The organism is Tepidimonas ignava, from assembly GCF_004342625.1.
Lineage (GTDB): Bacteria > Pseudomonadota > Gammaproteobacteria > Burkholderiales > Burkholderiaceae_C > Tepidimonas > Tepidimonas ignava.
On sequence record NZ_SMAH01000023.1, the window covers coordinates 1 to 12438 of the forward strand.

Annotated in this window: 15 protein-coding genes and 1 pseudogene; 11 read left to right on the forward strand and 5 right to left on the reverse strand. The window is 62.7% G+C overall.

What is annotated here, in order from left to right; genetic code table 11:
• The 3 genes from EDC36_RS13280 to EDC36_RS12820 form a co-directional block, all read left to right on the forward strand.
• Positions 1-221: hypothetical protein (locus EDC36_RS13280; RefSeq protein WP_207895086.1), on the forward strand; the 221-nt coding region annotated here is incomplete at its 5' end.
• A gap of 140 nt (positions 222-361) precedes the next feature.
• Positions 362-535 carry a DUF4160 domain-containing protein gene (locus EDC36_RS12815; RefSeq protein WP_201739387.1) on the forward strand — a complete coding sequence of 58 codons (174 nt, stop codon included), beginning with the start codon at positions 362-364 and terminating at the stop codon, positions 533-535.
• A complete protein-coding gene (locus tag EDC36_RS12820) occupies positions 507-806 on the forward strand; it encodes a DUF2442 domain-containing protein (protein ID WP_132963663.1) in 300 nt (99 codons plus the stop codon). Before EDC36_RS12815 ends, EDC36_RS12820 begins: the two co-directional genes overlap by 29 nt.
• Before the next feature lie 182 nt (positions 807-988).
• Here EDC36_RS12820 and EDC36_RS12825 read toward each other — a convergent pair.
• Positions 989-1982, reverse strand: a pseudogene (locus EDC36_RS12825) (IS5 family transposase).
• A 232-nt stretch (positions 1983-2214) separates the two neighbouring features.
• Between EDC36_RS12825 and EDC36_RS12830 the strand changes: the two are divergent.
• The 5 genes from EDC36_RS12830 to EDC36_RS12850 all read left to right on the forward strand — a co-directional run bounded on the left by EDC36_RS12830 (position 2215) and on the right by EDC36_RS12850 (position 5235).
• Positions 2215-3090 (forward strand): hypothetical protein, encoded by an 876-nt coding sequence (locus tag EDC36_RS12830; RefSeq protein ID WP_165902873.1) that lies wholly within the window; start codon positions 2215-2217, stop codon positions 3088-3090.
• Positions 3091-3167: 77 nt separating this feature from the next.
• Positions 3168-3614, forward strand: a complete 447-nt coding sequence (locus tag EDC36_RS12835) for a DUF2057 domain-containing protein (protein ID WP_132963665.1) — start codon at positions 3168-3170, stop codon at positions 3612-3614.
• 57 nt (positions 3615-3671) lie between these two features.
• On the forward strand, positions 3672-3926 hold the full coding sequence (locus EDC36_RS12840; RefSeq protein WP_132963666.1) for a hypothetical protein: 255 nt from the start codon (positions 3672-3674) through the stop codon (positions 3924-3926).
• Between the two features lies 1 nt (position 3927).
• Positions 3928-4650 carry a C39 family peptidase gene (locus EDC36_RS12845; RefSeq protein ID WP_236640257.1) on the forward strand — a complete coding sequence of 241 codons (723 nt, stop codon included), beginning with the start codon at positions 3928-3930 and terminating at the stop codon, positions 4648-4650.
• Between the two features lie 90 nt (positions 4651-4740).
• Positions 4741-5235 (forward strand): hypothetical protein, encoded by a 495-nt coding sequence (locus EDC36_RS12850; protein ID WP_108377502.1) that lies wholly within the window; start codon positions 4741-4743, stop codon positions 5233-5235.
• 173 nt (positions 5236-5408) lie between these two features.
• On the opposite strand, the gene EDC36_RS12855 is transcribed toward EDC36_RS12850, so the two are convergent.
• Both EDC36_RS12855 and EDC36_RS12860 read right to left on the reverse strand, forming a co-directional pair.
• Positions 5409-6860, reverse strand: coding sequence for an IS5 family transposase (locus tag EDC36_RS12855; protein ID WP_132963667.1), 1452 nt, complete (start codon positions 6858-6860; stop codon positions 5409-5411).
• A 187-nt stretch (positions 6861-7047) separates the two neighbouring features.
• Positions 7048-7437 carry an AraC family transcriptional regulator ligand-binding domain-containing protein gene (locus tag EDC36_RS12860; RefSeq protein WP_132963668.1) on the reverse strand — a complete coding sequence of 130 codons (390 nt, stop codon included), beginning with the start codon at positions 7435-7437 and terminating at the stop codon, positions 7048-7050.
• Positions 7438-7609: 172 nt separating this feature from the next.
• On the opposite strand from EDC36_RS12860, the gene EDC36_RS12865 reads away from it, so the two are divergent.
• Both EDC36_RS12865 and EDC36_RS12870 read left to right on the forward strand, forming a co-directional pair.
• Positions 7610-7996 carry a cupin domain-containing protein gene (locus tag EDC36_RS12865; RefSeq protein ID WP_279388356.1) on the forward strand — a complete coding sequence of 129 codons (387 nt, stop codon included), beginning with the start codon at positions 7610-7612 and terminating at the stop codon, positions 7994-7996.
• Between the two features lie 38 nt (positions 7997-8034).
• Entirely contained in the window at positions 8035-8349 is a 315-nt protein-coding gene (locus tag EDC36_RS12870; RefSeq protein ID WP_132963670.1) for a cupin domain-containing protein, read from the forward strand.
• Positions 8350-8401: 52 nt separating this feature from the next.
• Here the strand turns inward: EDC36_RS12870 and EDC36_RS12875 are convergent, their stop codons facing one another.
• Together EDC36_RS12875 and EDC36_RS12880 are read right to left on the reverse strand one after the other, a co-directional pair.
• Positions 8402-8986 carry a YqaA family protein gene (locus tag EDC36_RS12875; RefSeq protein ID WP_132963671.1) on the reverse strand — a complete coding sequence of 195 codons (585 nt, stop codon included), beginning with the start codon at positions 8984-8986 and terminating at the stop codon, positions 8402-8404.
• 37 nt (positions 8987-9023) lie between these two features.
• Positions 9024-10643 (reverse strand): peptide chain release factor 3, encoded by a 1620-nt coding sequence (locus EDC36_RS12880; RefSeq protein ID WP_132963672.1) that lies wholly within the window; start codon positions 10641-10643, stop codon positions 9024-9026.
• Positions 10644-10706: 63 nt separating this feature from the next.
• Here EDC36_RS12880 and EDC36_RS12885 point away from each other — a divergent pair, with 63 nt between their 5' ends.
• Positions 10707-12062: an RsmB/NOP family class I SAM-dependent RNA methyltransferase gene (locus tag EDC36_RS12885; RefSeq protein ID WP_132963673.1), complete on the forward strand. Its 1356-nt coding sequence runs from the start codon at positions 10707-10709 to the stop codon at positions 12060-12062.
• The last annotated feature ends 376 nt before the right edge of the window (positions 12063-12438 follow it).

Sequence of the window (12438 nt, forward strand, 5' to 3'; positions counted from 1 at the left end):
GCTCGTCCGGCTGCGGCCAACCGAGACTCGCGTCGCCAACCCGCCGCTGCTGCGGCTGCGGGCGGCGTGAAAATGAATTTTTCAGGGACGACTACTTAGAAGTATCAAGAGACGGAAAAACATTAACAGTAGACAAGAATGCATGCAAAGCAGTTTGCTTAGACAAAGAAATACATGGAACATCTTATGGAAATAATCAGCTAGTGCTAAGTTTGCAATGACCCAACCCTTACTTCCAGGGGACTGTCGCTATCGCGCCAGCCCCTGAAGCCTGACGTTAGCCGACGACAGCACTATGGCACCCACAGTCGTCCGCGAAGGTTCTTTTCGGCTCTTCTTCTTTTCCCGTGAAGAACCGAGAATGCACATCCATGTCGCTCATCCCGATGGCGAGGCCAAGTTCTGGCTCGAACCCGCGATTTCGCTCGCAAGCCACACGGGCCTATCCTCGAAAGAGCTTTCCGACGCCGAGGAAATCATCCTCCGCCACTTGCAGGAGATCAAAAATGCCTGGTACAAACACTTTGGCCGCTGAGGTCACCCATATTTCCAGACACGGCTTCTGGCTACTGCTCGGCGACGAAGAGTTGTTGGTTCCCTTTTCCGAGTTTCCCTGGTTTCGTCAAGCAACCATCGATCAGCTTTGTACCGTCGAGTGGCCCACAGCCGATCATCTTTACTGGCCTCAACTTGATGTGGATTTGTCGGTCGAGTCGATTCGACATCCAGAGCGTTTTCCGCTGGTATCCGCCGTTTCGGCTAACCCCTCGCTCCAGGGGGACGCGCCCCAAGCGGCGCGCCCCTGAGCTTGGACGTTAGGAAACCTCTGCACAACCCAGCCTATTCGTTCCAGAGGACGCGGTGATGGTAGACTTTGTTTCACATGACGGGATCAGGGGCAGATTTTGAGTTATTTTCCGCTCCACAAGCCCCTTTCGTGGGCCTCCTGAGGCCTCGTCGGCCCCCAGTGGCGCCGTGGCGGGCGCACTTATCCCGTTGCAGCCAACAAGGCCTTGCGCACCAGCCACAGATTGAGCAGCGCAAACAGGACGTTGAGTTGCGCGCCGTTCTTGGCCAAGCCTCGATAGGGCGTCTTGCAGTAGCCAAACTGGCATTTGAGTACCCGAAACGGATGCTCGCCCTTGGCACGAATGCGCGCCTTGGTGCGTTCCAAGGCATCCATCACCTGGCCAAGAAAAGTGCTCTTGTCCAATGCCCGGCGCTTGCCCGGCCCCGCATGGCCACGTGCCAAGCGACTTGCTTGCCCTGGTTTTCCGCTCGCTTGTCCACTCCCTGATAGCCCGCATCGGCAAAGACGTCCGTCTCTTGCCCGTGCAACAGCCGATGCGCTTGCGTCACATCAGCCACATTGGCAGCCGTAGCCACCACCGTGTGCACCAGGCCTGAGGCGGCGTCCACCCCCACATGCGCCTTCATCCCGAAGTACCACTGATTGCCCTTCTTCGTCTGGTGCATCTCAGGATCGCGCTGGCCGCTCGCGTTCTTGGTCGAGCTGGGCGCGGCTATGAGCGTGGCGTCCACGATGGTGCCACTTTTGAGCATGAGGCCACGCTCGGTCAGGATGCGATTGACCGTCTCGAGGATGCGCGCGCTCAGGCCGTGTTGCTCCAGCAGGTGTCGAAAGCGCAGGATGGTGCTCTCATCCGGCACCACATCCACCCCCAGGTCCAACCCAACAAACCGGGCCAGCAGCGGCGTGTCATACAGGGCTTCCTCCACCGCCGGATCCGACAGCCCAAACCACTGCTGCAGAAAGTAAATCCTCAAAAGCTTCTCGACCGCAAAGGGTGGACGACCCCACCCTTGGGGCCTGCCTTGGGCGCATACGGCTCGATGAGCGCAACCAGCTCTTTCCAGGGCACCACACGCTCCATCTGCTCCAAAAACTCACGCTTGCGGGTGCGCTTGGTGCGCAGCTCAAAGCCCGTATACATCGGCGCCTCCAGACTCATCTGCTTCATGTCGCTATTGTCCCATCCCGGCAGTCTGGCAGGAAGGTTTTGCAGACCTTCCTTAGTACTGTACAAACATCCAGTCAATGCCTGGAAACGCAGGCTGGGCGCGGCTTTACGCCCGATCGAGCCGCCGGTGTTAGGGAGACAGCCGTCGGTGTTATGCAGCAGTTTTGCTCCCTATAACACGTTAGCAGCTTATCCCGCTGGCCACGCCAGCACCGTTTGATGAAGGAGTGTGATGAACAAAGCACGTTTTGCAGCAGCCTTGCTGGCCTTGGGCGCAGCATCGGCCCATGCTGATTTACCCCTCACCGTTGAAGACCTGATCACCGACAAAGGCAAGGTCAAGCTCGATGTGTCACTGGCCTACGCCAACAGCGACCGCCAAGGCGTCTCCACGGCTGAGCCCATCACCGTGCAAACGGGGGCAACCTCGTTTGTCACCCTGCCCACGCTGATTGGTGAAAGCCGTGGCAACAGCGATTCAGTGGTGGGCACTTTGGGCTTGCGCTACGGCTTAACGGGCAAAGCCGAAATCTTCGCCCGCACCTCTTACCTGCACAGCAGCAGCCGCGCCAGCGATGTGTCGGGCACCAGTAGCCACAGCGAAAACCGCTTTGCCGATGCCTGGGCGGGCATCAACTACCAGTTCAAGAAAGACGACGACACGCCAGCCTTGCTGGGTTTTACCGAAATCGCACTGCGCGAGAAGCACGAGAAAAGCAGCAGCTCTTTCAAGTCTGCACTGGTGGGGCTGACCACCTACAAAGCCATCGACCCCGTGGTGTTCTCGCTCACCACCGCCTACCGCTTCAACCAAAGCCGTAAAGACGGCGAAGCCAACTACAAGCCTGGCAACCTGTTGTTACTCAACCCCAGCATCGCCTTTGCGGTGAACGACCGCGTCACGCTCACCACCGGCATGCAGTGGAGCAACCGCCAAGCGGACACATGGGACGGCAAAGCACAAGGCTTCAGGCGCACCAGCAGTGATTTGTTGCTGGGCGTGGGTTACGGCATTTCGAAGGAGAGCACCCTCAACCTCACCTTCAAATCGAATGTTTCAGGTTCCAACGGGGCAGACCTGAGGCTCAATTGGTTGCATACGTTTTGAGGATAAGCCCAAGCGTAAAAATGCGATCAATTGTAAAATTGCCCTGATTTTTGTACTATCTCATCAAGGAGTTTGATATGAAATTGAAATCGACTTTGTTTGCAGGTGTGCTGGCGGCCAGTCTGTCCGTGCCAGCGTTTGCCAATGAGGGAACAGTGGCTACGCCACTGCCGCAGTTCACCGCTGCGGATACACAGATGCTGTTTGAGCAAGATGCCAAGCCGATGCAGCTCGCTGTGCTGTCTCAGCAGGAGATGAAAGAGACTGAGGGGGCATTCTTGAATTTTGCTATTGGTGGTGCTGCAGGTTTTGGGTTTTATGCTGCAAGCAATTGGTATAACAACCGACCAATTACTTGGCAAGGCTCACTTTATTCAATAGGAACAGGAGCCCTAACCGGTGGCGTTGGTGGAGCTTTAATCCGCGCATCTGGCGGCGGGATTGCAGGGAACGTTGCTTGGCGCCCAAATATTCTGGCGTCGAATTTCGGATTTTCTCAATATCGTAGCTATCGCGGCTGGTAATTGAATATACACGGCAAGGTGGAGTGCAAATTCCATCTTGCTGCTAGTGGAGGCTATATGAGTTTAATTGTTGAAATTGCGGGCATGCTTGGCGGGATGATGGCTGAGTATGCTCATTCAAAAAAATGGAGCAAGATCAAGACATTTTTTACGGCGAGTGCCGGCTTTTTCGCGCTCTTCGCGACTTACGTCCTGTTATTTCCATCCGACAGAGGGGTATTTATTGGCATTATAGTTGCGATATGCTTGGGTACAGTTCTTGGTCTGTGCTGTATCGGACTCATGCATTACTATGAGAAATACAAGAAGTGAAATGGTTATTGCCTCGTGTGCCAACATGGCTTCTAGAGTATTTGTCTTGGTTGGTATTTGTCACTTCAATATTGCTTTTTCTTCTGAGTTGGCCTCTCATTCAGAAACGAAATATATCGCTAAAAGTATGCTTTTCTTGAACAGCCCAACCGCTCACATCCGCATTCCCATCCAAAGCTGGAAAACCCAACGCGACTCTCGCATCGTCAAGCAAGACCTCGATTACTCATGCAGCGCTGCATCATTGGCGACTTTGCTCAATGAGTTTTACGGCCAATCGGTCACCGAAGAAGCCTTGCTCAAAGCCATGGACAAAGGTGATTTGCGCGCCTCGTTTGAAGACATGAAAAAAGCCCTGCCGCAGTTTGGCTTTAAGGCGCAAGGCTTTGCCGCCAGTTACGAGCAACTGATGCGGCTCAAAGCGCCAGTGGTGGTGTATTTGAAGCACCGCAAGGACGATCATTTTTCAGTGCTGCGCGGCATTGACGAAAACACTGTTTGGTTGGCAGACCCCAGCCTTGGAAATCGCACCTACAGCAAAGCCCAGTTTCTTGAAATGTGGCAAACACGCGGCGATAAAGACAATGCGGAACTGGCGGGCAAGTTTTTGGCTGTATTGCCCAATCAAGAAGGCATTACCGCAGGCAATGACTTCTTCACCAAAACCCCGCACCGCCAAAGCGCACAAGCCACCCAGCAATTGGGTTTTAGGAACATTCCATAAAATCAAACACGCTGCTAACCAATCATTCCAGCGGACGGCTTTCAGCCGCCGCTGAATTCAAACGTTAGATTTCAAAGACGAGGTCAGTCGATGTCATACGAATGGAAAGCGGAATACCGCGTGCTCGCTAGGCAGTTCCTCCAGCAGCACTTTGGCGGGACGAGCGGCCTAACTTCGACATTCCTATGCATGCGGGATGATTACCCTTGGGGCGACCATAGGCCCGATGTCGTGGACTCCCGGATTCCGGCGAAGAACAACACCGAGTACCACGGGCTCGAACGCTACGCGAACCAATACCACGCGACCGCGCAATACGAATTTGCGTATCAGCACTGGTTCATGGCCGCGTACTGGCGGACAGTTGACGCCGAGTCAAACAACTTCCTAGATGCAACCCACTCGAAGGCGGTTGAGTATTGTTTGAAACAAGCGCAATACAACAAGAGCCTTGCCGAATGGCAAGACCACCCGGTAGGTCCAGCGCCGGAGCCAGAGAAGTTCAACTTGTCTAGCGGTGATCTTGGCAAAAAAGAGCTTCTTGCGTTCGCTCAGCTTGAGGCCGCCCAGGCGAAGTGGTCATGAAATCTAACTGGTCGCTGCAGCGGACGGCTACGCCGACCGCTGAGCTTCAACGTTAGGGGCTCTATGCCGTTTTGTGTGGAAACGCTTCGCGTCATGTCGGCATGGCTGGCGCGAACGGACTGGCCGGCAGGTGCTTGAGCTTGGACATGCGTAGCTAGTCGGCCCTGCAAAATTCATCTCGCGGCGCCGACGAGAAGCGCCGGACGTGCAAGAGTAGCGAGTCGACTCGCCGACGCTGCGAGCGCTGACAGCAGCCAAAGCGAGCGCAAAAAGGCTGGAGCAATGCCCCGCCGGGCGATGGCACGCAGCAGCCAGCGGATGTTGAAGCCGGCTGCGCACAACACCGCATGCAGCGCGTCACCCTCAGCGCCCTTGAGCCAGCAGCGCTTCATGCCGTGATCGTGCTTGGCATGCCTGATGGCCGGCTCGACCGCCTGACGCCGCTTCAGCCAGCGCCGCTGGCTGCGCGTGAGCGAGCGGCTCTTGCCGCGATGGATCAATGTCACCCCGCCAATGTCGGCATCCGCCCCCCGGTAGCCCAGGTCGACGATGGCCGTGTGCGGCTTGACGCCCAGGTCCTGCAGCAAGACGGTGGTCTGCTCCAGTTGCTCGGCCAGCGTGTGGCCGTCGTAGGGGTTGCCCGGCAGGCTGCGCGCACCGACCATCAAGCCCTGTTTGGCCGTGACGGCCACGCTGACCTTCACGCCGAACTCGTAGGGCTGGCGGGCCTTGCCCTTGCCGATGCACTCGACCTGCGGCGCATGCAGCGCGTACAGCTTGTGCTTGTCCTTGGGGCGCTGCGAGCGGATGCGCTCGGCGCGCTCCAGCCATGGCTGCAGGCGATCACGCACGTCTTGCGGCGCTGCCAGCAGGCGGCGCTGCACGTCGCGCAGCACGCGCCCGAGCACGGTGCGCTGGCGCTTGAGCACCCGGCGCAGCCGCTTGAACTGCTTGGCGTGCGCATAGCCGCCGGCACGCCGGCGCAGGCTGCGGCCCTCGCGCTCGAAGGTCTGCTTCAGCCGCAGCCCGGCACGCTGCGCCAGTTGCACCACCTTGGCCCGCGCCACTTCCTGCAGCCGGCTGTCGGCGGGATAGGCCACCGCCTTCTCCTGCACCGTGGTGTCCACGATCACACGCTGCAGTTCGCTCTTGCGCACCGCCTGCATCTGCACGGCCGCCTCGATCGTCTTGGCCAGCAACTCCTCCACGCCGGCCTCGCCCAGCACCCGCCTGAAGCGCCCGATCTGCGTGGCATCGCACGGCAGGCGTGGCTCGTAGTACTCCTGCCCGCTGAAGAACTGCCACACCACGTTCTCGGCCCAGCGCTCGACCACGGCCTCGTCGCTCAGGCCATAGGCATGCTTCAGGTACAGCAGCGACACCATCAAGCGGATCGCCAGGCGCGGGCGGCCTGCCGCGCTCACGCCTGCGCCGACCACCTGCACCGTGGGGCCGAACAGGTCTGCACCTTCGATGCTGCGCCCGCGCCGGTCCTTGCGCGCCAGCAGCGGCGCCACGCTCGCTTCGATCTGCTGCCACGGCATGCGTGTGGCCAGCACCGCCAGCGGGTGGCGCAGGTCGATCATCTGGTCCAGTCGGGCGCGGAAAAAGTCCGGCGTGCTCATCGAAATCCCTCTCCAAACTCCCAGAAATTCGCATCGAGCCGATTCATCTTCGGGAGTTCCAACCCCGCAACATCACCTCACCAACTCAGTGTCCATGCGGCTTCAGGGCGTTTTGCAGGGCTGACGAATTCCACTGCATGTCGGCTGGGGCGGACGCTCGGGTCGGCAAACCGGTGTTCGATGCGCGTCACCGTGCCCTCGGGCTGGATGTCGAACGTGGCCACATCGTGCAGCAGCCGGTTGTAACGCGCCAGCCGCTGCAGGGCTGTGCCCAGATCGGCGCCGTGCGCACCGCATAGTCCAACACCTGGAACATCCCGGGACGGATCGCGGCGGCCACATGCAGACCGAAAGCCGGGTCTGCGCTGCGCTGCGCCGCCTCGTCCCATAGGCGCGTCTCGACCGTCAGCGGTATGCGCGCGTCGGGGTCGTGCAGCCAGGCGGGGTCGAAGCCGGCCGCAGCCATGAGCCCGTCGGCTGCCACACCGCGCGCCGCAGCTGCGGCCACGATCATGGCGCCCATGCGGGCAGACACCGTTGCAGAGGGGGACGCCGCGGTCGCGGCGGAATGCTTCATGATTGAAAATCGACCACGGCGAAAGCAAAGAACCCCATCCGGCAGCGCCAGCCGGCAGGAATCTATCGTTATGACACCTCATCTCCCAGGTCCGACCAGTGCGGCCGTTGTTGCCGCACATGTTCCACCCCGTACCCAGCCATCGCTCTATCCGCCACCGTTTGCGGCCCGCATGGCCGGCCGGGTCAAGCGCGCGCTGGGCGATGTGTTCGGGCTCAGGCGGTTTGGTGTCAACCTTACCGAACTGGCGCCTGGTGCGCTGTCGTCGCTGCGTCACGCGCACAGCCATCAGGACGAGTTCATCTACATTTTGCAAGGCTACCCCGTGCTGCGCACCGACGCTGGCGACACGCCGCTGGCTCCCGGCATGTGCGCCGGTTTTGCCGCGGGGCGTGGCGATGCGCACCAGCTCTTCAACCCGACGGCCGAGACGGTGATCTATCTGGAGGTCGGCGATCGAACCCCGCAGGATACGGTGTACTACCCCGACGATGACCTACGAGCCGTGCACATCGACGGGCGCTGGGTTTTTACCCACAAGGACGGCCGACCCTATTGAGGTCGTGTGCCGATGCCCCGTGACCCCGAAAGCGTTTCATGCCCACCATCACCCATCCCCGTGATTTCACCGCCGAGCGCGCTTGGGGGGCCCTCCAGATCGCCCAGCTCGACGGCGTCACCGTGCGTCTGCACTGGACCGATGCACCCTACCACTGGCACGTCAATGACGGTTCGGAGGTGTTCACCGTGCTCGACGGTCGTGTCGAGATGCGTTGGCGCGAGGCCGGCCAGGAGCGCTGCACGCTGCTCGCGCCGGGCGATATTTTCTTTGCCGAGACGGGCTGTGAGCACGTGGCCCATCCGCAGGGGCCAGCGCGCATTCTGGTCGTGGAGCGGGCCGGGTCGGTATAAGCGCCGAGACGATCGGATCGTCAGGGCCAGCGTCACCGAATCGGGTAGCGGGTCAGCGCACGGCGTACGCTACCGCGCCCACCACCACCAGCGCCACGATGGCCCAGCCGACGCGGTCGATATGCCGCCGCAGTTGTGCCTCCATCCGCGCGCCCCCCCAGCGCAACAGGGCCGCCACCAGGAAGAAGCGCGCCCCACGTCCGACCAGCGAGGCCAGCGTGAACGGTAGCACCGCCATCGACAGCGCGCCGGCCGCGATGGTGAATACCTTGTAGGGTATGGGCGAGAAGCCGGCCACGAACACCGCCCACACGCCCCACTGGCCGAACCAGGCCACCGCCTGTTGGTACGCGGCCGCGTAGCGACTGGCCAGCAGCCATGGCTCGATGGCGGTGAAGGCAAGCGCCCCGATGCCGTAGCCGATCAGGCCGCCCAGCACCGAGGTCCACGTCGTCAGCCAAGCCAGCCGCCAGGCTGCCTGCGGCTGCGCCAGCACCATCGGCGCCAGCATGACGTCGGGCGGCACCGGAAAAAACGACGACTCGGCGACGCTGATCGCGGCCAGGTAGCGCGGCGCGTGCCGGTGCCGTGCCCAGCCCAGCGCGCGGTCGTATAGCTGCCGAAACATTGATGCCATAAAACGCTCACCAACAAGAGGCCATTCCTGCGCGCCTTCACGCGTGGCCGTGAAAAACCAGCCCCGCGTGCTCGCGCATCGCGTGGAAGCGGATCTTGGGCCAGTTGCTCTCCACCGCCCGCAGCGTGGCAGCGTGATCGAGCAAGATGGCCGGCGCCTCCACCGCATCCCAGGCCATGCGGTGGACGTTGGCGTCGATGAAGCGCTTGAGTTCCGCCTCGCCGCCGTTTTCCGGCGGGCAGGTCACCCAGCGCACCACGTGGTAGGGGCTGGCGCCGATACGCGCCTTGACGCCGTACTCCGTCTCCAGCCGGTGCTGCACCACCTCGAACTGCAGCTGCCCCACCGCGCCCAGCAGCAGAACCGACCCTGCCATCGGCCGAAACACCTGGATCGCGCCTTCCTCGCCCAGTTGCTGCAGCCCCGCCTTGAGCTGCTTGGTGCGCAGCGGGTCGGCCACCTCCACGCTGCGGATGATCTCTGGGGCGAAAAAGGGCAAGCCCGTGAACTGCAGGGTTTCGCCCTCGGTGAGCGTGTCGCCCAACTGCAGCAAGCCATGGTTGGGAATGCCGATGATGTCGCCTGCGTAGGCCTCCTCCAGCAGTTCGCGCCGTTGCGACAGGAACGACACCACGGTGTTGGGCTTGAACTCCTTGCTCGTGCGTGTGATGCGCAGCTTCATGCCGCGCTCGAAGCGCCCGCTGGCCACCCGCACGAAGGCGATGCGGTCGCGGTGTGCCGGGTCCATGTTGGCCTGAATCTTGAACACCACGCCACTGAATTTGGGCTCGGTCGGCGCCACCTCGCGCTGCAGCGCCGGTTTGGGCCCAGGCGGCGGCGCCAGCTCCACCAACGCGTCCAGCACCTCCTTGACGCCGAAGTTGTTGATCGCCGAGCCGAAGAACATCGGCGTCTGCGTGCCGGCCAGAAACGCCGCGTGCTCGAACGGCGGGGTGGCGCCATCGACCAGCTCCAGCTCGTCCAGCGCCTGCTGCCACTCCAGCCCAAAGCGCTGCGCGATGGCAGGGGTGTCGCGGCCAGCCAAAATCTCCTCGTCGCCGCCGCGGCGGTCTTCGCCGGGCGCAAAGACGCGCATCTGGTCGGCGCGGCGGTCCCACACGCCGTGGAACAGCTTGCCCATGCCGACCGGCCAGGTGAACGGCACCACCGTCATGCCCAGCTCGCGCTCGATCTCGTCCAGCAGATCCAGCGGTGCCTTGACCTCGCGGTCCATCTTGTTGATGAAGGTCAGAATCGGTGTGTTGCGCGCGCGGCAGACCTGCAGCAGCCGCCGCGTCTGCGGCTCCACGCCGTTGCCGGCGTCGATCACCATCAGCGCCGCATCCACGGCGGTCAGCACGCGGTACGTGTCCTCGCTGAAGTCCTGGTGGCCAGGGGTGTCCAGCAGGTTGATGACGCAGTCGCGGTACTCCATCTGCATGACCGAGCTGGCCACCGAGATGCCGCGCTGCTTTTCGATCTCCATCCAGTCACTGGTGGCGTGCCGCGCGGCCTTGCGCGCCTTGACGCTGCCGGCGATATGGATGGCGCCGGAAAACAGCAGCAGCTTTTCGGTCAGCGTGGTCTTGCCGGCGTCGGGGTGGGAGATGATGGCAAACGTGCGCCGCCGGCGCACTTCGGAAGCAATGTCGGGCATGGGGCGCGATTATCCGGCACGGCGCGTGCGTGGCCAGCGTGTCGGTGGCGCACAATCGCGCCCATGGCACACCGGCACGCCTCACGCCCGACGCGCTCGTCAGCGCCCACGCCACCGCTGGCCTTGGCGGGCACCCTGTTGCAGCGCACCCTGCGGTTTGCTGAGCCGCCCGAGGCGGTGCTGGCGCGCACCCTGAGCGGCGCGAACCGCGTCGGCCAGCGCCTGCGCCACGCGCTGGCCGATGCCCTGTACGGCGCGCTGCGCGCGCTGCCGCAGCTGCACTGGCGTTGGCAGCGCTTGCAGGGTGGCACGCCAGCCCCGCTGGACGTGGCGGCGTTGCGCGACGACGCGCCGGCGTGCCAGGCCCTGATGGCGCTGGCGTGGCCCATCGATGCGGCGCCGTGGCTGGCGCAGGCCGACGCCACGTCGGCCGAGGTGGTGGCCGAATGGCAAGCCCGGGCGCAAGCGGTGTCGCTGGACGACGCCCCCGAGGCGGTGCGCCTGGGGCTGCCCGAGTGGCTGGTGCCGCGCTTGCAGGCGCAGGTGGGTGGGGAGCTGCCGCTGCTGGCGGCGGCGCTGCGGGCCCCGGCGCCGGTGGACCTGCGGGTCAACCTCCTCAAGGCCCGCCCCGCCCAGGCGCGCGAGGCGCTGCAACAGGCGCTGGGCGGCACCGTGTCGACCACCCCGTACGCGCCGCACGGCCTGCGCCTGCCGGGGCGCACCCGGCTGTCGGGCGTGCCTGCTTACGAGCAAGGCTGGGTCGAGGTGCAGGACGAAGGCTCGCAACTGATCGTCGCGCTGGTCGGCGCACGGCGCGGCGAGACGGTGGTGGACTTTTGCGCCGGGGCCGGGGGCAAAACGCTGGCGCTGGGGGCCGAGATGCGCGACAGCGGCCGCCTGTACGCTTTCGACACGGTGGCGCGGCGGCTGCTGGCGCTGCCCGCGCGCCTGGCCCGTGCGGGGCTGACCAACGTGGTCACGATGCAACTGCGCGACGAGCAGGACGAGCGTCTGGAGCGCTTGGCGGGCAAGGTCGACCGTGTGCTGGTGGATGCGCCTTGCACGGGCCTGGGCACGGTGCGGCGTCACCCCGAGCTGCCGTGGCGGCACGACCCCGCCTCGGTGGCGCAACACGCCGCGCTGCAGCAGCGCATCGTGGCGGCCGCCGCACGCCTGGTGCGCCCCGGCGGCAGCCTGGTGTACGCCACCTGCAGCCTGCTGCGCGAAGAAAACGAAGACGTGGCCGCGGCGTTCACCGCCCACCATCCCGACTTTGTCGTGCAACCCGCCGCCGAGCGGCTGGCTGCGGCCCGCGTGCCGCAAGCGCAGGCGCTGGTGCAGGGGCCGTACCTGCGTCTGTGGCCGCACCGCCACGGTTGCGATGGCTTTTTTGCCGCCGTGTGGCAGCGCCATGGCTGACGGCGACGTCGCCTTGGTGCGGGTGGCGAGCATCACCCATCTTGAAAAATCAAGGCCTTAGCTCGCTGTTGCGTATTTTCTGCGGACTGCCGCGCACCTGAAGCCACAGCTGCCGCAAAGCTCGGCACGAACTTTACCACCCAGAGGCCAACCGCCCGGCCCCCCTTGCCTTGCCCCATCCCGGCGCCCCAGGGCACCCCTTGGCCCTTTTTTGTTCCACCTCTTTCTCTACGGGACGCAGGCGGCGTGCCTGCGTTACCGAGAGAGTGCGATGGCTATTGAGTCGCCCCTGAAATATTCATAACAGCATGATTTTTCTTGTGTTATTGTCTGTTTGCGAGTACAATTTCCCCCAGATTTGATGGTCTGATGCGCC